Here is a 17,813-nt window from a genome sequence, read left to right as displayed (position 1 = left end):
GTAGCCAAGTGATTTTCCCTCGCTCACGTTTTTTGGGCAGGTTCGCAAGGGATAGAACACGGATGCCACGGAGAAAGGAGGGTAAGAAACGAGATAATATCGACTTGCTCAACGAGGCTCACTCTCCTTGGTCATTCATGGAAATGCTTTTCGGGCGAACCTACTCCATGGCCTTCGATCTTGCTTTCCGACCGTGTTTTGCAGTGTTCCATTCTTCTCTTCTAATAAATATCGCAACTTCAAAACGCGCTTCGGGCTAAGAAGAGGTTGACTCGCATTTCTTTTTCTCTCCTTTTACGTGCATCAAGACGCTCTCTATGCGAAACTTCTAGCCGAGTCGCACGTTCCGTTGCAGGGCGACTTGGTGCAATTGATCGTACTAGTAAGGGAGCGTCGCGATGCCGACCACCACGGGGATGAAGGGCGGGGGCTACTACAACGCAAATTCTGCAGGGCAGCGCGCGGCGATGGAGCCGTTTCTCCCTTGGCTCGAAGCCGCCGTAAAGCAAATCCCGCCGCCGCGTGACGAGCAAACGGCGATTCGCTTTTTGGACATCGGTTCGTCCGAAGGCGCCAATGCGATCTATGCGCTCTCGCGCGCCGTCGTCAGTTTGCGGACTGCGCAAACGGCCCCGGTTTCGGTTTGCTTCAGCGATCTTCCCAGCAACGACTACAACCAACTGTTCGCCAACTTGCACGGCGACGGAGACGGCCCGTTGCCAAGCGACGTCTTTGCTTTCGTCACCGCCGGCACCGCGTTTGGTCGGCTGATTCCACCTTGCAGCGTCCATGTCGTGACCACGTTCAACGCAATCGGTTTTCTCGAGCGGCTGCCTGAGGCGACGCTTCCGCATTACGTGCTGCCGATGCCGCCCGGTCCGTTTGCGCCGCGCGACGGAGTTGCGGTCACGTCCGCAGAACAAGCCCCCTTCGCACAGCAAGCGGCCCACGATTTGACCGAGTTCTATCATGCCCGCGCCGCAGAGATGATCCGCGGCGGCAAGCTGCTGGTGCAGGTCTTCGGTCGCAACGATCTCCACTCGACCAGCCACGGCATCTATGACGTGCTGAGCGACGCGCTGCTCGACCTGGTCGAGTCGGGCGACCTGCCGCGCGAGATCTACGAACATTTGATTTTCCCCATCTACTGCCGCTCGCTCGAAGAGCTTATTGAACCAATCACCACCGACCCCCAACTGATGCAGGCCTTCCAAATCGAACAAGCCGAAAGCGTCGACATCCCGGTCCCTTTCAACGAAGCGCTGCAAGCAACCGGCGACGCCGCCGACTGGGCTCGCAGCTATTGCGGCTTCCTCCGCGCCTTTACCGAAGCGATCCTCGCCGCCGCGATCCCCGCTCCCCTCTCAAAAGAAGCCGCCGTCGAAAAGGTTTACCAACGCATCGAACAACGCCTGGCCGAAGACCCCGCCCGGTACGAGTTTCACTACATCTCGGTCGGCGTGTTGCTGACGCGACTGTAAGCGGCGTCGGAGCCTTCCGGCGAGAAGACTTCACGGGAATAGACGAATGTCGAATGGCTTGCTTACCTCCCCCCCCCAACAAAAGTACGGACAGGACTGGACCGCGAAAAAAAAGTGCATGCGAAACTTCCCATCTTGCCTGCAGGTGAATCTGCGTAGGTTGGTAGCCGATCCCGAAAAGGTTGGACCGGACAGGACCGTTTTTTTGGGGGGTGCCCCAGCCCAGGACTGAGGCCGCAATACGTTTTTTTCGCCCCCCAAAACGACCTCCGAGGGAAATCCGACCGCGATTCTCAATGCCGGACCGCCTCCACGTGATTTCGGATTTCTCCAACTTCGTGACTAGTTTCACAATGTGGACTGGACCGCAGCGCATTTTTTTTCTGGCGCCTGATTGGACCGGACCGCCTCGTTTTTTTCGGTTGCCCTTTCCCGAGATCCCCATCGAACCTGGCGAAGCGCAAACCGCGATCGCCGACGCGACCTTCCATCACGAATTTTCAAAGAGCCAATAGCCGAGTAAGTCAGGCCAATTTCGCCGCGCACAGTTCCCGCGCGCCGGGCGCAATCGACCATATTTCCGTGCGCTTTGTCGAGAGACAATCTTCCGCCGCCGAACGCAAGATTTTGTATCCGAAGACGCCATGGCAAACTTGCAGGCATGACCGGCGCCGACGCCGCCAATCTTCTGGGCAAAAGGAGAATTTCAGCGGGTCATTCAATACGTGAGCCAAGAAGTCAAAACAACGCTGGATATGGCCAAAGCGGCCGAAAAGAAAAACTGGATCCGCCCGCAAAAGACCCCTCGGAAAATGCCGCTCCCAAACGGCTGGCTCACGATGCGCGAAGTGGTTCGCTTGCCGCGGCCGGATACGAAGCGGATGAGGGATCCGGTCGATCCGAATGAGAAGGTGCGGTGGCTGGGGGGGAGACGGTAGCTTTAGAAAAGAACCAGAGTGCAGTCGCTTCGCCGTTATCGCGGTGCATGTGTTCGGCTTAGGCGCCGATCGCGTCAGGCACCAGCCTAGCGGCCTTCTCGGCTTTACTTGCCAATTACCGGCGTTTCGCGTCCTGTCAGCGAGGGGCAGCCAATGAGCATCACTCTATTCAGCAATCCCCGAGAGCGGGCCGAGGATATTCGGCTTGTGCGTCGAGCGATCCGTGAGGGGTGGCCGGTGCCAGAAGCGACCAAGGAAAAAAAGTTGGCGAAGTGGTTGCGGGCATCGCCGTCGACAGTTGCGATCGACCCCGCAAGTCGCTGGCGATAGCTGGCTTCGCCATCGCCCTGATGGGTGCCGATATTCGCGACATGAAAGAAGAGATCCGGCAAGCGAAGATTGACGCCGGCATTCCCGTAAAACGAGGACGAGGAAGGAAACGCAAATGGTAACGAACGCATAACAGACCGAAACACCGGATCCCCGGCGAGCTTGCCGCGCAAGTTCATAGCGGACGATCGCCCCTGGACGGGCTCCGCGATTTGCTTACCAACGCCAGGAAGAGGCGGAAGAGATCCGCGAGGGCTTTCACCTGCAAGCCTATGCCGGCTCCCGAGGCAAGGAAATCTTTGCGGCCCTGTTTGACCTGATCGAACGGGGCGGCACTTTCCCGGCTGACCTGACGCTATCGGATGCTGAAGCGTAGTGGATCGTCGAGATTGTCTACCCGTTCATGGCCGAGCCTTTCAACGATCTGGCTCGAATGGTTGGGATCAAAGAAGCGGTCGCCAAGTGCATCGGCAAGCTGGACGACGCGGAGAAGTTTGAGCAATTACTGGCCAAGTCGGGCCGGCATATCATGGCGCGGCAGGCACGCTGGCGAAAGGGTCGCGACCGGAAACGGTGTGAAAAGTAGATAAAAGTGTCCCTGCGAAAGAAACGGCGGAGTGCCAAGAAATATACTCCGCCGAGGTTTTGAGATCGCTTTAGTGTAGAGCAACTTCGTCTTCAGTGTCTTTAAGTTCTTCCGATTCGTCATCGACTTCAAAAGTAGCTTCAAATTTTATGTATGGCGACCCGTCACTCTTGTTTGGAAGGCTATTCACGGCAGCGCCGAACATCCGCGAGACGTTGGCGAATACCTCGAAAAAGAACTTTGATACCCCCTCCGCGATTGTTTCATCGCGATGGGCGAGCTGCGCCATTTCTTCCATTTGGTGCTTAATGCCGAACGCAAGACACTTAACTCGATCCACTGGCTTTAAGCTATTCGGCAAAACATTGCTGGAAAACTCGCCGCCAACGATTTCGGCATACCGCTTAATCTCACCGATCTTTAAATCATCGTCGACACTATTTTCAAGCTTCGAGATGGTCGCTTGGCTGCATTCCATTTGCTCGGCAATGTCTTTTTGGGATAAACCAGCGCAGGCGCGCAGAGACATCAAACGAGAAACGATTCGACGAGAATTCAGACTCTCGATTGTCTCGTCGCGCACCTCCTCTTCAATGTCCGCCTTGCGAATCATTTCCAGAACGTTCTTGTATTTTCGTTGTGTCTTAGCCACTTGTCTCGATCTCCGGTTACTCTGTGCGATCACTGCGCAAGCCAGCTACGTAACCCTTGCAATATTTAATATCCGCCCCTTGGGTATTTTTGTCGCCGACCGTAATAACATGAAGGGTTTTCGTGTCCTTGTCCGGGAACACATAGAGTCGCGTGGCTTTCAGACCACTGCCTCCGCCCTTCTCGTCCAACGCCAGTACGCCGCTAGGCTCGCGATGAATAAACCCAAATTGAAGTTGCTCGACAGCCGCTCCGCACTCAAGTGCCTCGTGGACAATCCTGAGATGGTCGAGCATTGCGTTCATCTCACGACTGTATTTTTTTGGCCACTTCTTCCACTTACGGTCGAAGTCGTCGTCCGTCACTAAGGCCCACATTACTATAGCCCTCTGGAATAAAATCGGCAATCCACTTAGAAAAACAGGCGGATTATATTCCAAAACCCAATAATCGGCTAGTGCTAGCGGATAGGGTGGTAGCGAAAATGACGGTTGTTTATCGAAAAAACTTGGGAGAAAACGCCGCCAATTTGCGGCCCTCTTTTCCCTGTTCTTTGGAAACTTGGTCTCCGCAACTAGCTGTCCGATTGGTTTGCTACAAGACACATGTTCACATATCCGATTGACACGGAAGGTCGTAACCCAGGTGGATTTGACTAAGAAAGTTGGAATTGCTGCCGATGCTTGAGCTGCATTACACGCCCCAGGAGGTTGCCACTGCCCTGCAAGTAGGTGTCGACCGGATCCGGCAATTTATCGCATCTGGAGAGCTTCGAGCAATCAACCTTGCAAAGGCGGGATCGAGTCGCCCCCAATGGCGGATTCGTGAATCGGACTTGAAGTCATTCGAAGAATTGCGAATGAATCGACCACCGCCAAAGATTACCCGCCGGAGAAAAAAGCTGCCGGGCGTGATTGAGTTTTACAAATAGGCGGGCTGGATCCAGGAGATGAGCAGATGTCGAAGCGGAAAAGATCAAGCAGAGTATCGCATGTGCCGCTCGAACAATACTACACGCCGGCCCAGATCGCCCGGTAGTTCTCGGTCAGTTACTACTCGGTCCACACCTGAATGAACACTGAGGAAAATGAAGCCGTCAACCAAGAAACGAAAAAACCGCAAGCCTATACGGGCTAACGGTTTATTAAGTGAGGTTGCTGGGGCTCGAACCCAGGACCTACGGATTAAAAGTCCGTTGCTCTACCAACTGAGCTACAACCTCGGGTGGGAAACATGCCAGTTTTCGCGAATTTGGGCGGACCGTCAAGGGGGCTGACCTGTCCGCTGGGCTCTGGATAGAGAAACTAGCGGGAAGTTTGGTTCGCTTGGTGGGGGAATTTGGGAAATAGTTGTGAGGAGGGGCTCGGAAGTTGGGTGCTTGGAAGACATGCTCTTTCGGCGAAGACGCGCTAAGAGCAATGGCGCCGGGCAAGCGAATGGCGTTACGCCAGGATGTCGTGGACTACTTCGCCGTGGACGTCGGTCAGGCGCATGTCGCGGCCGCTGAAGCGGAAGGTGAGTTGCTCGTGATTGACCCCCAGTAGGTGCAGCATCGTGGCGTGCAGGTCGTGGATCATCAGGCGGTTCTCGATCGTTTTGTAGCCGAACTCGTCAGATTGACCATAGCGGACGCCTCCTTGGACGCCGCCGCCGGCCATCCAGACGGTGAACGCGAACGGGTTATGGTCGCGGCCGTTGGCGCCTTGGGCGAACGGCGTGCGGCCGAATTCGCCGGCAAAGACGACCAGCGTCGAGTCGAGCAGCCCGCGTTGCTGCAGATCGGCGAGCAGGCCGGCGATCGGCTTGTCGACGGTTTGCGCGTTCTTCTCGTGTCCCTCGAGCAAATTGGCGTGCTGATCCCAGCGATCGCCGTTGCCGCCGGGGCAGGTCAGCTCGACGAAGCGGACGCCGCGTTCGATCAGCCGCCGTGCGGTCAAGCATTGGCGCGCGTAGATCTTCGTGTTGTGGAACTCCTCATTCAGACCATACATCTCGAGCGTCGCCGGCGTCTCGTCGCGGATGTCCATCAGCTCAGGCACAGCGGTCTGCATGCGATAGGCGAGCTCGTAGTTTTTGATCGCCGACTCGAGTTGGTCATCGCCGCCGGCGTTGACTTGCGCGGCGCGATCCATCTGCTGGATCAGGCCGAGCTTCCGCTTTTGCAGCGCCGCGGTTCGATCGGCGGGGCGAATGTTGGCGACCGGCGGATCGCCGGGATTGAAGATCGAGCCTTGATAGGCGGCCGGCAGAAAGCCGCTGTTGAAATTGTCGATGCCGCCAGGCGGGATCAGGCCGCCGTTCAGCACGACGAAGCCTGGCAAGTCTTGGTTCTCGCTGCCGAGTCCATACGTCGTCCACGCGCCCATGCTGGGCCGGCCTTGCAAGCCGCTGCCGGTGTGGAGGAAATAGTTGGCGCTGGTGTGCTCCGGAAATTCGGAGGTCATCGAGTGGATCATCGCCAGCTTGTCGGCCTGCGAGCCGAGATGCGGGAAGAGATCGCTGATCGGCAGCCCGCTCTCGCCATACTGTTTGAACTTCCAGGGGCTCGCCAGAGTTGCTCCGTTGTTGTTGAACTGCGTCGGTTCGGTCTTGGTTGGGAACGGCTTGCCGTCGTACTTGGCCAGTTCCGGCTTGGGGTCGAAGGTATCGACCTGCGAAGGGCCCCCGTCCATGTAAAGGAAGATGACGTTCTTCGCTTTCGCCGCATGGTGGGGCGCCGACGAAACGTCGGACGCGGCGAACGCTTTATCGCCCAGCAGCGCGTGCAGTGCGACCGCAGCGAACCCGCACGACGCCGATTTTAGCAGAGCGCGGCGCGACAGCGGTTGCGGACGATAACGATGACAATGCGACATGATGGGACCGGCTTAGCGGATGTAAATGAAGTCTTTGAGGTTGAACAGCGTGTGCGCCAGATCGCCCCAGATCTCGACGCTTTTGTCGGCCGCGGCGGCGGAAAGCTGCATTTGCTCGGCTCGCTCGGTGAAATAGGAGGCGGCGGCCGCCGCTTCTTCGTCGTAGGGAGGTCGACCGAGCGCGGTGACAAACATGGTGGCGATTCGTTCGGTGCGCGGCGCCGGATCTTGCGCGACTTTGGCGCCCCAGCGCTGCGCCTCGGCGTAAATCATCGGATCGTTCAGCAGGATCAGCGCTTGGGCCGGGACGTTCGATTGGTTGCGGCGGCCGACGGTCGACGCCGGTTGCGGCACGTCGAAGGCCAGCATCGTGGGAGAGAGGAAGTTGCGGCGGATCGAGAGGTAAACGCTGCGGCGCCCTGCACCGTCGATCGGGCCGCTGGCGGGACGACCGCGACCTTGCATGAACTCGGTCAGGTAAGTCGGCACGCTCGCGCCATACATTTGCAGATCCAAGCGGCCGCTGATCGCGAGGACTTCGTCGCGAATCGCTTCGCCGGTCAAGCGACGAATCCGCATCCGATGCAGCAGCTTGTCATGAGGATCGAGCGCCTCTTCGGGACCGCCTGGCTGGCTCGACATCGCGTAAGTTTGCGTCAGCACGATGCGGCGAAGCATCCGCTTCAGCGACCAATCGTCGGCGATAAATTCGTTGGCCAGATAATCGAGCAATTCGGGATGGGTCGGCTCTTCGCCGAGGACGCCGAAGTTGTCGACCGACGCGACGATCCCGCGTCCCAGCAAGTGATGCCAGAGCCGATTGACGATCACCCGCGATGCGAACGGATTGTCAGGCGACATCATCTCGTGGGCCATCTGCAAGCGACCGCTGCCCAAAGCGTCAAACTCGTGACTGCCGCCCAGCGCGACCGGCAGTCCGCGCTGCGCTTCGTCTCCCAAGTTCTTTGTCGCGCCGCGAATCATCACGCGTTCGTTTTCACCAGAACCATCCCACATCGCCGGCGCTAGACGCGAGCGAAAGCGAATCTGCTGGACGAGTTCGGCTTCCAGGGTTTGGTGATTCTTTGCGATCTGACGCAGTTGGATATCGAGGTCACGATCATGGTCGAAGATCAAGCTCCGGTTTTTCACGAGCCAATCGGCGAGCGGCGCGGCGGCGAGTTGTTGCGAGTCGCCGATCGAAGCGGCGGCGCTGGTCAAAGCGTTGGCGAAGGCGATTGCAATCTGTTGATCGTCGCTCGACTCTGCGGCGTCGGCTTGAGTGGAGAGCAGGAGTTGTCTAGCCAAGGGAACGGTGGTTGGAGCAGCATCGCGAGGAGCCGCGGCGCCTTCGGCGACTTGCAAGATCTCCAGCGGTTCGTCCCCTTCCGGCGAGAACTCTAGATGGATGCGATGCCCTTGGTAGTCGCGCAGGTCTTGGGTGAACCATTGTGGGCCAGCGGCGGCGTCCTGTTTCCAAGTATGGAGTGACGCGCCATGCAGCGGTCCGTTGATCATGCGGTGGGAGTCGATCACGGCGAAGGCGCGACCGCTGCCGCGAACCAGATAATAGACGCGGCCATCGGTCAGTTCGAACGTGGGCGTGCGAACGGTGCGGCCTGCCTGATCCCAGTTGGCGATTTTGCCTTGTTCGTGCTGCACGTCTTTGGCGCGACCCAGCTTGTTCCAGCGAGCGTCACGCGCGGCGGCGCCATCGGTGCGAACGCCGATCGGCAATCCTGCCGCCGACAGCTGCAATTGGCCGATCCGCTGCGGCGCCAAGCCAAACGCATAGCCGTTGGTGCGCCACTGTTTTTCGTCGGCTTGACCGAAATCAATGACCGTCTGCGCGACCGGCTCCTGGGGCTCTGCGACGAGCGCTTCCCCCAAGAGGAACGGACGAAGCGTTTCGGTTCGCTGGTCGTCGGCCATGGTCGCCAACTTCCCAAACGGATGGAGCGGATGCGGAGGTTCGCCGGCCGCTTGTTGCAGTTGACGGACCAAGCCGGATAGCTGCTCGACCGAGATGTTGTGTTGCTCGGCGATCGCGGTGCGATCGGCGTCTGGCGTTTGCAACACGATACGAGCGGCCAGGTAAAGCGACTTCCACTTCGCCTGACGGGCGCTGGCCGCTTCACGCAGCGCTTGCGCCAGTGCGGCGCGCTTTTGTTCGTCTAGCTGCGCCAGTTGCGCGGCGACCTGGCCGTTTTGCTCCATCGTTTCGAAGCGGACCTGACGATACTCAGAGCTTTGCAGGAACCCGAATTGGCGGTAGTAGTCGGCCTGGGAGATCGCGTCGAACTTGTGATCATGGCAGCGAGCACAAGCGATCGTCAGCGCCATGAACGACTTGCCCATCACGTCGACCATGTTGTCAAAGCGATCGGCTTCGTCTTTGCGAATGTCGACCGGCGAGTGGACCCATTCGCCCAGATGCCAAAATCCGGTTCCCAAAACCGACTCGTTGAATTGTTCGTCGGGATGCAGGCGGGGCTGCTCCAGCAGGTCGCCGGCGAGATGCTCGATGACAAACTCGTCGTACGGCAGGTCGTTGTTCAGGGCGCGGATCACATAATCGCGATACTCGTGAACGTTGGGAATGTCGTAGTCAAACTCATGGCCGCGCGATTCGCCGTAGCGCATCAGGTCGAGCCAGTGTCGCGCCCATTTCTCACCGTACTGCGGCGAAGCGAGCAGGCGGTCGACTACCTGGGCTTTGGCGCCGGGAGACGTATTGGCCAAATAGGCGTCGATCTCTGCTGGAGTCGGCGGCAGGCCGATCAGGTCAAAGTACACGCGGCGCAACCAGGTTCTTCCTGCGGCCGGCTCGTTGGGAGTGATCTTGTTTTGCTCAAGCTTCGCCAACACAAAACGGTCAATGTTGTCGCGTGGCCACTCGGCGTGCGTCACCTTGGGCGGAAGCGGATGTGCGAGGGGGCGCCAGGCCCAGTGTTGCGACTTGCGCGCGTCGAGGTCGAACACCTTTTTGACAAATGCGGGGCCTGCTTCTTGGGGCCAGGGAGCGCCAAGCTTGACCCAGCGCGTGAGCGTTGCGATCTCAGCGTCCGACATCTTGGACTTCGGCGGCATCTCGTACAGATCGCCCCAATTGATGGCGTCGACCAATAGGCTTTCGTCAGGCTGTCCAACTTCGATCGCGGCGCCGCTATCGCCGCCGCTCAAGATTGCAGCGCGTGAATCAAGACGCAGATTGCCGGCAGGCTGCTCCGCTTCGGCGCTGTGGCATTCGTAGCAGTGCTTCACCAGAAGCGGACGGACTTCTTTTTCAAAGAACTCGACGTCGGCGGGAGGGAACTCTTGCGGCTCATCGGCGGCCTGACTTCGCATTGTGAACGAAGCAGCCAACACCACCATCAGCAGCGTAATATTTCGACGCGACATGCGGCGACTCGTCAGGCGGGAGGAGGGAGAAAAATGAGCGGCGGGAATCGGCGGCGGAACCGCTGATCTCCCTCATCCTAGCCGCCTGCAGCAACAGGGTCAAAGCGTATTCCGCCTGCAGTAACGCCTGGACTTGGTTACGAGGCGTCTTCGTCACAGCGGGGTTTTCCGCTTTCCCCGGTCAGTTCTTCCAGCGCTGCGGCGAAGACGCTGTAAGGCCCTTCGCTGAAGAGGACAAAGCGGATCAGCCGCGGCTGCGAGTGATTGCGGATCCAAAGGATCGCCGTCTTCAGCGCGATGCGGGCCGCCAGGTCGAGCGGATAGCCGTACGCACCGCAACTCAGCGCAGGAAAAACAATACTGGTTGCGTCATGAGCGGCGGCGAGTTCCAAGCATCGCGTGTAGGCGGCTTCCAACTGTTTCTCTTCGCCGGAGTCGCCTCCTTGCCAGAAGGGACCAACCGCATGGATCACATAGCGGGCGGAAAGCTTTCCAGCCGAACTAATCACTGCCTCGCCGGTGGGGCATCCGTCCGGGTATCGCTGGCGCGTTTCTTCCATGATCGCTGGCCCCCCGGCTGCGTGGATAGCGCCATCTACACCCCCGCCGCCGGCGAGTCGACTGTTGGCGGCGTTGACGACGATGTCGACGTTTTGGTCGGTAATGTCGCCGATTGCTAGCTCAATCCGCTGGTTTCCCCATCTTCGCTCCATTAAACTTCTCCTGCGCTGGTCGGTTTGATTGAATCAATTTTAAGAGTTAATTGGGTCGAAGCGAAATTTCTGCCGATGAGAGAGATGACCCGAACTAGATTTGCCAGCAGGAAACGAGAAACGCCGATATGCGATTTTGCCTGACCATCCTGGGAATTGCGATGCTTGCTAGCGTCGCAGCAGCCCGTGATATCTACGTCGACAACATTCGCGGAGATGATCATCACATCGGAACGATGCCAGAGCTAGGCGTGAACGCCGATGGCCCGGTTCGTTCGATCGCCAAAGCGCTGCGCGTGGCGCGAAAAGGGGATCATATCGTGCTGAAGAACACCGGCGTCGCATATCGCGAGTCCATTACCTTTCAAGCGGCCCATCATAGCGGTTTTCCCGGCAGCCCTTTCGTGTTGGAAGGAAACGGCGCTACGCTGGACGGCGCCGCGCTGGTGCCGGTGGACGCTTGGGAAGTTGTTGGGGAGGACTTGTATCGCTTTAGTCCTTGGCGGAAAGCGTTCAACATCTTATTCATGGATGACAAGCCGCTTGAGAAAGCGGCGATCAGCACGAAGGAAGATCTCGATGCGATGCAGCCGTTGGAGTGGGCGTTGTTTGACGACCATATCTATTTCAAGAGCGAGAAGAATCTTGGGCTCGGCGGGTATCGTCTGACTTATACCGGCCTGACTGTCGGCATTACGCTGTACGACGTACGGTTTCTGGAAATTCGTGATCTGACCGTTCAAGGCTTTCAACTGGACGGCATCAACGCGCATGACAACGCGTTTGAGGTTCAGTTAAAGCGGATCACCGCGCGCGGCAACGGACGTAGCGGCGTCTCGATCGGGGGCGCATCGCGGGTCGACGTGACTGGGGCGCTGATCGGCAACAACGGCGTTGCGCAATTGCGGAGCGAGGGTTACTGCCAGGTTTCGATTAAGCAGAGCGACTTGCTCGACAACACGGGGCCCTCGATTCAGCGCGAAGGGGGAAAAGTGGAGGTCGACGGAAAACCATACCAGGTGGAGCCGGTTGCCGAAGTGCAGCAAGCGTCTGCCGAGGAAGAGATCGACCATGCAGAGATCGACGTCTACGTCCCGGTGAACTACCTCGAAAAGGTGTTGTCACGCTTCGACGTGACGACGAAGTAACGACGAAAGTTCGCCGTGTTATTCGGTTGTCGCGCTTTCGGTAGGGATATCGACGTACGCCGGCTGATCGTGTTCGTGCTCCTGTTCTTCTTCCGCTTCGTGCATGAGCACGCCGACTTCTTTGCGGTAGAACCAATAGTAAACGACTCCGACCAGCGCCATCAAAATGGTGATCACGCGATAGCCGAGCGCGACGATCGTGCCGATTCCTTCCGCGGCCGGCGGGGTCGGCACATGTTGGTACAAGTAGTTCATGGCCAGTTCAAACGTTCCCATCCCGCCGGGAGCGATCGGCAATGCGGCGAAGACCATCGACAACGGCACGATCACCAGATGCTCTAGCAGCGTCGGCACGTCCGTAAACAGGCCGTGAGCGATGCAATAGACCGACATCGCGAACAGCCCATGAATCGACAGACTCATCACGGCGATCACCGTTAACACGAGCGGCTGACGGCGATAGAGCCGGACCGCGTCGATCAGGTTGCCAATTTTTGAGCCAACCTTCGGCAGGTTGCGGAGAATCTCGGAAACGCTTCCCCGCGTAAAACCCGGCAGCAAGATCATGCCGACGCCGAGACCGCCGGCGATCGTCAGGCCATAGATAATGTTCAATACGGTCAGCATCGCCGTGTCGGCGATGGTGCGATCGATCGCGAGGGTTGCGAGCGATGTCACGACCAACAGCGCATAGAGCCCGATCATGCGATCGACGACGACCGTCGCGAAGGCGGCAGCCCGATTTTGCGGGTACTCGCGGGCAATAAAGATCGCCTTGAAAAGATCTCCCCCGACGCTGCCGGCGCCGACAAAGTTAAACAGAAAGCCCAGGAACCCGAGTCGCAGCGCGTCGGTCACCCGAAACGGCATTTGCAGCGTGACGACCAGCAGCCGCCACCGCAAAAACGTGCAAATGAGCGCTGTCATCGCCAGCGCAAACGCCAGCGTCAGCAACCCCCAATTTTTGGGTGAATCGCGGATCTGCTGCAATTCGGCGCCGTGGTTGACCACCAGATCGCGAATCAAATAGGTCAAAATTCCTGCCGGAACCGCGAACTTCAGCAGCGTGAGAAGAGTCTTCTTCAAGGAAAGTCTGTCCAGGTAACGAGTTAAAAAAATCTGCTGACCGTACTTACGATCGCTCGGCGTCCTTGACACTGGCCGGATCGGTTGATAATTTTAGTTCTTTGTCGCTGGACTTGCGGACGATGTAAGGTACTTTCCGAAGTCGCTCCACTTCAAACATTGCTGGCAATGGTTGAAGACAAAGAGTTCAGCACAAGTATACGGGGGATTAGCTCAGCTGGGAGAGCGCTTGCATGGCATGCAAGAGGTCGCAGGTTCGATCCCTGTATCCTCCACTGAAAGGCCGTCTGCGATAATTCGCAGACGGCCTTTTTTTATGCGCTTTGTGGAAAATTCGGGCCGCTGGTAGTGGTCGTATCGAACAATCTATCGATATCGCGATCACGGGACGGAGTAGGCGCCCAGAATTCACTTGGCTCTAAAAGGGGGTGAGGGTAGAATTCAGCGAACTTTTGTTGAGGAGAAGGAAGATGGCCACGACGCAAGCACAGCAGTTTTTGCACTATGACTTGGGCAATTGCGTAAAGGGGAGCTCAGTCGAAGTCACACTTAGCAGCGCTGCAAATGTTCAACTTATGGACGCCGCTAACTTTGTGGCCTATCGGGATGGCGCGCCCTATCGTTACTACGGAGGGCATGTCACGAAAAGTCCGTTTCTGCTTCGTGTTCCTCACGACGCGCAATGGCATGTTGCGATCGATTTGGGGGGAGCAGCAGGCCATGTAACGGCATCTGTCCGCGTTCTCTAAGGGTCGCACATATGTCTAGCAGTCAGCCGCGACCGGTTTATCGCGTGGCTCCTTTAGGAGAGTTGCGTGCATACACGATTTCTGAAGAAGAGCTGCACGAACTGGCGCGCGGAGGCGATCTTTCTCTCGACCTGAATTTTTCCGTCGCATTACTTTCTGTTTTCGCAACGATTCTTGCGACCTTTTTGACGGTACCTCTCGAAGGCACTGTCTTTACAGGTTTTCTAACCGTTGGAACAGTTACTCTCATTGCAGGCGTCTATCTATTGATCAAGGGAATACGCAACTATCGCAGCACGAATTTGCTCGTCCAAACAATCAAAAATCGGCTGCCTCCGGCTGAGGGTATTCAAGAGCACACGCTCATTGAAGAGCCTAGCTAGAAACTGTTCGTCATTCCTCTCCTGCAAAATGTTAGATCCTGATGTCCGACACCTCGCTACTGCTCATGCTGGACGAAGTGCGCGGCATGACGCTGCGTCATTTGGAAGATATTTCGGACGCCGAATCGCGCTGGACTCCGCCGGGCTTGGCGAACTCGATTTTGTGGCATGCCGGGCACTGCTACGTCGTCGTCGAACGTTTGACGATGGAGCCGCTAGGTCGCGAGCCAATCGCGCCGCCAGGCTGGATCGAATTGTTTGGCTGGGACAGCCAGCCTGGTGAAACGCCTGCCGACGCGTTTCCCGCATTGGCCGAAGTCGTGACGCAATTGCAGTTGCAGCATGCACGGCTGCGCGGCATGTTGGCCGAGTTGAGTGAAGAAGATCTATCGCAACCGCTGCCGCAGCGCCCCGAGCACACCGCGCGGCACAGGATCTTGCATGGCTTTCAGGACGAAGCGGCGCACAAAGGAGAGATCTGGCTGCTGCGGAAAATGTGGGCGAAGCGGGCGTAAAGAAAACGCGTAAGAATGTAGGTCAGACATTGGCCTTGGACTAAAGAAGCGGTTGGATCTGCATTCCTGCGCAGTAACCCTTACCGGTGCTTTGGCATCTTTATCTGCAAAGCCGAAGTGTTGGGGAATAGAGAACAAGGAGAAGCAGTTGCAGGTTGCAATCTTGGGCGGAGGAGTCGCCGGGTTGGCGTCGGCGATTGCCTTAAAGCAGTTGGGGATGGATGTCGTCGTTTACGAACGTCGAGCGGAAATTGCCAATCTTGGCGCTGGGATCGTCTGTTGGCCGAACGCTTGTTTTGTGCTGTCCGAATTTGGATTGTTGGACGAAGTGCGAAGCTGCTCGCAATCGATTTTCGCAATGCGCCGCGTTTCTCAGCAGGGCGAAGCTCTGGGAACGCTTGATGTTCGTCTGCTTAGCGAGCAGATGCAGTATCCGAGTCGGGCGATCTTGCGAGCCGATCTGATGCGGATTTTGCAGCGACAAGCAATGGAGTTGGAAATACCGATTCGCTTTGAGCACGCAGTGGTCGAAATCTCGACAGCGGCGGATGATCTGATTTCGGTCCGCTTCGACAATGGACTGCAGATTCAAGCCGACCTGGTGCTGGGCGCCGAGGGAAGAATGAAGTCGATCGCTCGACAATTTGTGCTGGGCGAAAACCGGCCCAACTATCAACGATTCGTCAATTGGTTGGGCATCTACGAGGGGCCGATCTCCAGCGATGCGCAAACGAGCGTCAGCGACTTTTGGGGAGTTGGCGCACGGTTTGGATTTGTACCGGTCGCCGCCGACAAAGCGTATTGGGCGGGAGGTCTCGCCGTTCCGTCCGTGACAACGTCGGGAGGGATCGATCCTTGGGAAGAGGTTGCGACGTTGTTCGCAGATTGGCCCGATCCGATTCCGCAGTGGATCGCTGCGTCGGATCAAGCGAGCATTCGTAAGATCTTCGTCCACGATCTTGATCCAATCAACCAATGGAGTCGCGACGCCGTGTTGCTGATCGGCGACGCCGCCCATGCCGCATTGCCGACATCAGGGCAAGGCGCTTGTCAGGCGCTGGAAGACGCGTGGCATTTGGCGAAAGCCATCGAGCGCAACGCCGCTTCGATCTCCGCCGCATTGGACGATTTTTGCGAACGGCGAATCGGCAAAACTCAGAACATCACCATGGCTGCCCGCGGACTGGCCGACAGCCTATTTCACTGCGACGCCCAGGCATGCCGCGAGAGAAATCGCCGCAGTCAACAATCGGACTATCGGTCTGTTGCGCTGGGGATCGCCGAGTTCTGGAGTGAGGGATTGCCCATTGGCGTCGCTCCCTCTTCGTCGCCAGCACCATAGGCCGGCCACGGCCTGACGCTGCAGTTTACGCTCTCGCCACGTTCCGCATCGCCGCCGACGAGTCGCGGGCAAACCGTTTTTGCAAGTATCGCATGTACGGATAGGCCAGTTTCGCCGACATGCGGTTCGGTCGAGAAAAGGCGAGAATGTCGTACCAGACGTCGCCGGCGTCATCCATTTCGATCAGAAAGCGTTCTTCGCCTGACTCAGCATGCGCCGGTAATGTGCCGTAGGCGAAACCAAATCGCGTTGGCTCTTCGATCGTTTGTACAATTCGACAAGCGTTCAGCCACCAGAAGCCGCCTGCTCGCGCGATGATTGCGACCAGCTCGCCGATTTCAATCGGCAGCGCCGGCGGGGAGGTTGTCACCCAGCCAAGCTGAAATTGCCGCCAGTGAAGCAGAGCGTCCCGTCCCTGGGCTAGCGTCGCTTCTCCATGTCCCAAGCGAACTCGCGTATGATCGACCTGATAGCCGAGCGGCGGAGTCGTCAGCGTCGCGCCGACCGCTTGGTAGCTGAAATCGCTAGACGCCTGGGATTGCAGGAATTGTCGCACCGTTTCTGGATTGGGTTGACGGATCCGCAGCATTTCGGTTGAGCGTGTTAGAGAACCGGGCGAGAATCAACGCTGCGACTTCCTGGAAACCGCAACCGCAGCGTTTTGAAAACAATTGAAATGCGAATGCATGGAAAATAATAGCATAACCCCCCAAGGCATTGATCCTTCACGGGTCCTACTGACAGGGGCAACAGGCTACGTCGGCAGGCGATTGCTGCCTCGGCTCGAAGCTCGTGGCTTGTCGGTGCGCTGTCTTGCACGCGATCCCGCCAAGTTGCAGGGGAAGAGTGCCGAGACCACGGAAATCGTCCCAGGCGACGTGCTTGATCGCGATTCGCTCGTCGCAGCGCTCGACGGCGTAGAAATCGCCTACTATTTGGTCCATTTGATGGCCTCGTCTTCCCGTTTTGAGCAGCAAGACCGAGAAGCGGCCGAAAATTTCGCCTCCGCCGCGAAAGCGACAGGCCTACGACGGATCATCTATCTAGGTGGGCTGGGAGATGATTCTGACCCGACCCTCTCGCCGCATCTGCGCAGTCGCCATGAAGTGGGAGAAATTTTTCGGCGGTCTGGCGTCGAAGTGATTGAGTTCCGCGCTTCGGTCGTCGTAGGCAGCGGCAGTCTTTCGTTTGACCTCATTCAGTCGCTGACCAATCGACTTCCGGTAATGATTTGTCCTCGCTGGCTAGCGACGCCAACACAGCCGATTGCGATTGAAGACATGCTGCAATATCTCACGGCGGCGATCGACTTGCCGCCGAGTGCGAGCCGAATTTTTGAGGTGGGCGGCAGTGAAATTGTTACCTATGGTAAGTTGATTCAAGAGTACGCTCGGCAGCGCGGATTACGCCGCTGGCTGATCTCGGTACCGATCTTGACGCCGCGGCTTTCAAGTCTGTGGCTAGGACTTGTGACTCCGGCTAGCGCTGAGGTTGGGCGACATCTTATCGAAGGACTTCGCAACCCCACCGTGGTTCGCAATCCCGATGCGCTGCAGGTATTTACGCAACGGCCGATGGGAATCGAACAAGCGATCCGCGAAGCGCTGCAACAATCGGACACGGCCGTTTAACTC

The 17,813-nt window shown here is 57.7% G+C and carries 18 protein-coding genes and 2 tRNA genes; 11 read left to right on the top strand and 9 right to left on the bottom strand.

From position 1 onward, the window contains the following. Nucleotides 1–398: 398 nt before the first annotated feature. Together M4951_RS22680 and M4951_RS22675 are read left to right on the top strand one after the other, a co-directional pair. A complete protein-coding gene (locus M4951_RS22680) occupies nt 399–1,481 on the top strand; it encodes a class I SAM-dependent methyltransferase (protein WP_262023885.1) in 1,083 nt (360 codons plus the stop codon). 725 nt (nt 1,482–2,206) lie between these two features. Next, the gene (locus M4951_RS22675) at nt 2,207–2,419 is read left to right on the top strand and encodes a hypothetical protein (protein ID WP_262023884.1); all 213 of its coding nucleotides are present in this window, start codon (nt 2,207–2,209) and stop codon (nt 2,417–2,419) included. 104 nt (nt 2,420–2,523) lie between these two features. On the opposite strand, the gene M4951_RS22670 is transcribed toward M4951_RS22675, so the two are convergent. Continuing rightward, complete coding sequence (locus M4951_RS22670; RefSeq protein WP_262023883.1) at nt 2,524–2,928, bottom strand: hypothetical protein; 405 nt, start codon at nt 2,926–2,928, stop codon at nt 2,524–2,526. Between the two features lie 224 nt (nt 2,929–3,152). On the opposite strand from M4951_RS22670, the gene M4951_RS22665 reads away from it, so the two are divergent. Beyond that, on the top strand, nt 3,153–3,335 hold the full coding sequence (locus tag M4951_RS22665; RefSeq protein WP_262023882.1) for a hypothetical protein: 183 nt from the start codon (nt 3,153–3,155) through the stop codon (nt 3,333–3,335). A gap of 70 nt (nt 3,336–3,405) precedes the next feature. Here the strand turns inward: M4951_RS22665 and M4951_RS22660 are convergent, their stop codons facing one another. Together M4951_RS22660 and M4951_RS22655 are read right to left on the bottom strand one after the other, a co-directional pair. Next, nucleotides 3,406–3,987, bottom strand: a complete 582-nt coding sequence (locus M4951_RS22660) for a helix-turn-helix domain-containing protein (protein WP_262023881.1) — start codon at nt 3,985–3,987, stop codon at nt 3,406–3,408. 16 nt (nt 3,988–4,003) lie between these two features. Further along, nucleotides 4,004–4,363, bottom strand: coding sequence for a hypothetical protein (locus M4951_RS22655; RefSeq protein ID WP_262023880.1), 360 nt, complete (start codon nt 4,361–4,363; stop codon nt 4,004–4,006). Nucleotides 4,364–4,665: 302 nt separating this feature from the next. Between M4951_RS22655 and M4951_RS22650 the strand changes: the two genes are divergently transcribed. After that, nucleotides 4,666–4,917, top strand: coding sequence for a helix-turn-helix domain-containing protein (locus M4951_RS22650; protein WP_262026957.1), 252 nt, complete (start codon nt 4,666–4,668; stop codon nt 4,915–4,917). A 218-nt stretch (nt 4,918–5,135) separates the two neighbouring features. Here the strand turns inward: M4951_RS22650 and M4951_RS22645 are convergent. The 4 genes from M4951_RS22645 to M4951_RS22630 all read right to left on the bottom strand — a co-directional run bounded on the left by M4951_RS22645 (nt 5,136) and on the right by M4951_RS22630 (nt 10,956). Continuing rightward, nucleotides 5,136–5,208, bottom strand: a tRNA-Lys gene (locus tag M4951_RS22645). Nucleotides 5,209–5,428: 220 nt separating this feature from the next. Next, the gene (locus M4951_RS22640; RefSeq protein ID WP_262023879.1) at nt 5,429–6,841 is read right to left on the bottom strand and encodes a DUF1501 domain-containing protein; all 1,413 of its coding nucleotides are present in this window, start codon (nt 6,839–6,841) and stop codon (nt 5,429–5,431) included. Between the two features lie 12 nt (nt 6,842–6,853). Beyond that, on the bottom strand, nt 6,854–10,243 hold the full coding sequence (locus M4951_RS22635) for a PSD1 and planctomycete cytochrome C domain-containing protein (protein WP_262023878.1): 3,390 nt from the start codon (nt 10,241–10,243) through the stop codon (nt 6,854–6,856). Nucleotides 10,244–10,380: 137 nt separating this feature from the next. Further along, nucleotides 10,381–10,956: a macro domain-containing protein gene (locus tag M4951_RS22630; RefSeq protein ID WP_262023877.1), complete on the bottom strand. Its 576-nt coding sequence runs from the start codon at nt 10,954–10,956 to the stop codon at nt 10,381–10,383. Between the two features lie 128 nt (nt 10,957–11,084). Here M4951_RS22630 and M4951_RS22625 point away from each other — a divergent pair, with 128 nt between their 5' ends. Beyond that, nucleotides 11,085–12,104: a right-handed parallel beta-helix repeat-containing protein gene (locus M4951_RS22625; protein WP_262023876.1), complete on the top strand. Its 1,020-nt coding sequence runs from the start codon at nt 11,085–11,087 to the stop codon at nt 12,102–12,104. An 18-nt stretch (nt 12,105–12,122) separates the two neighbouring features. On the opposite strand, the gene M4951_RS22620 is transcribed toward M4951_RS22625, so the two are convergent. Beyond that, complete coding sequence (locus M4951_RS22620; protein ID WP_262023875.1) at nt 12,123–13,190, bottom strand: YbhN family protein; 1,068 nt, start codon at nt 13,188–13,190, stop codon at nt 12,123–12,125. 202 nt (nt 13,191–13,392) lie between these two features. Here M4951_RS22620 and M4951_RS22615 point away from each other — a divergent pair. From M4951_RS22615 to M4951_RS22595, 5 genes are all read left to right on the top strand, one after another. After that, nucleotides 13,393–13,465 (top strand) — tRNA-Ala (locus M4951_RS22615). Nucleotides 13,466–13,660: 195 nt separating this feature from the next. Next, on the top strand, nt 13,661–13,939 hold the full coding sequence (locus tag M4951_RS22610) for a DUF1883 domain-containing protein (RefSeq protein ID WP_262023874.1): 279 nt from the start codon (nt 13,661–13,663) through the stop codon (nt 13,937–13,939). 11 nt (nt 13,940–13,950) lie between these two features. After that, a complete protein-coding gene (locus tag M4951_RS22605; RefSeq protein WP_262023873.1) occupies nt 13,951–14,322 on the top strand; it encodes a hypothetical protein in 372 nt (123 codons plus the stop codon). Between the two features lie 41 nt (nt 14,323–14,363). After that, the gene (locus tag M4951_RS22600) at nt 14,364–14,837 is read left to right on the top strand and encodes a DinB family protein (protein ID WP_262023872.1); all 474 of its coding nucleotides are present in this window, start codon (nt 14,364–14,366) and stop codon (nt 14,835–14,837) included. Nucleotides 14,838–14,985: 148 nt separating this feature from the next. Further along, nucleotides 14,986–16,179 (top strand): FAD-dependent monooxygenase, encoded by a 1,194-nt coding sequence (locus tag M4951_RS22595; protein ID WP_262023871.1) that lies wholly within the window; start codon nt 14,986–14,988, stop codon nt 16,177–16,179. Nucleotides 16,180–16,204: 25 nt separating this feature from the next. Here M4951_RS22595 and M4951_RS22590 read toward each other — a convergent pair whose 3' ends face one another. Continuing rightward, on the bottom strand, nt 16,205–16,768 hold the full coding sequence (locus tag M4951_RS22590) for a DUF1990 family protein (protein ID WP_262023870.1): 564 nt from the start codon (nt 16,766–16,768) through the stop codon (nt 16,205–16,207). Nucleotides 16,769–16,865: 97 nt separating this feature from the next. Between M4951_RS22590 and M4951_RS22585 the strand changes: the two genes are divergently transcribed. Continuing rightward, nucleotides 16,866–17,810: an NAD(P)H-binding protein gene (locus M4951_RS22585; protein WP_262023869.1), complete on the top strand. Its 945-nt coding sequence runs from the start codon at nt 16,866–16,868 to the stop codon at nt 17,808–17,810. Nucleotides 17,811–17,813: the final 3 nt, after the last annotated feature.

Origin of the sequence: Blastopirellula sp. J2-11 (assembly GCF_024584705.1) — a bacterium.
In the GTDB taxonomy this organism is placed as follows: Bacteria; Planctomycetota; Planctomycetia; order Pirellulales; family Pirellulaceae; genus Blastopirellula.
Note: the sequence above shows the minus strand (reverse complement) of the source record. Positions and strands in the feature narration are given on the sequence as shown.

What these genes read in the sequence shown, in the direction of transcription:
- M4951_RS22635 (WP_262023878.1), bottom strand. Translation starts at nt 10,243, where the DNA reads ATGTCGCGTCGAAATATTACGCTGCTGATGGTGGTGTTGGCTGCTTCG.
- M4951_RS22665 (WP_262023882.1), top strand. Translation starts at nt 3,153, where the DNA reads ATGGCCGAGCCTTTCAACGATCTGGCTCGAATGGTTGGGATCAAAGAA.
- M4951_RS22680 (WP_262023885.1), top strand. Translation starts at nt 399, where the DNA reads ATGCCGACCACCACGGGGATGAAGGGCGGGGGCTACTACAACGCAAAT.
- M4951_RS22590 (WP_262023870.1), bottom strand. Translation starts at nt 16,768, where the DNA reads ATGCTGCGGATCCGTCAACCCAATCCAGAAACGGTGCGACAATTCCTG.
- M4951_RS22655 (WP_262023880.1), bottom strand. Translation starts at nt 4,363, where the DNA reads ATGTGGGCCTTAGTGACGGACGACGACTTCGACCGTAAGTGGAAGAAG.
- M4951_RS22605 (WP_262023873.1), top strand. Translation starts at nt 13,951, where the DNA reads ATGTCTAGCAGTCAGCCGCGACCGGTTTATCGCGTGGCTCCTTTAGGA.
- M4951_RS22610 (WP_262023874.1), top strand. Translation starts at nt 13,661, where the DNA reads ATGGCCACGACGCAAGCACAGCAGTTTTTGCACTATGACTTGGGCAAT.
- M4951_RS22600 (WP_262023872.1), top strand. Translation starts at nt 14,364, where the DNA reads ATGTCCGACACCTCGCTACTGCTCATGCTGGACGAAGTGCGCGGCATG.
- M4951_RS22630 (WP_262023877.1), bottom strand. Translation starts at nt 10,956, where the DNA reads ATGGAGCGAAGATGGGGAAACCAGCGGATTGAGCTAGCAATCGGCGAC.
- M4951_RS22625 (WP_262023876.1), top strand. Translation starts at nt 11,085, where the DNA reads ATGCGATTTTGCCTGACCATCCTGGGAATTGCGATGCTTGCTAGCGTC.
- M4951_RS22650 (WP_262026957.1), top strand. Translation starts at nt 4,666, where the DNA reads ATGCTTGAGCTGCATTACACGCCCCAGGAGGTTGCCACTGCCCTGCAA.
- M4951_RS22640 (WP_262023879.1), bottom strand. Translation starts at nt 6,841, where the DNA reads ATGTCGCATTGTCATCGTTATCGTCCGCAACCGCTGTCGCGCCGCGCT.
- M4951_RS22585 (WP_262023869.1), top strand. Translation starts at nt 16,866, where the DNA reads ATGGAAAATAATAGCATAACCCCCCAAGGCATTGATCCTTCACGGGTC.
- M4951_RS22670 (WP_262023883.1), bottom strand. Translation starts at nt 2,928, where the DNA reads ATGAACTTGCGCGGCAAGCTCGCCGGGGATCCGGTGTTTCGGTCTGTT.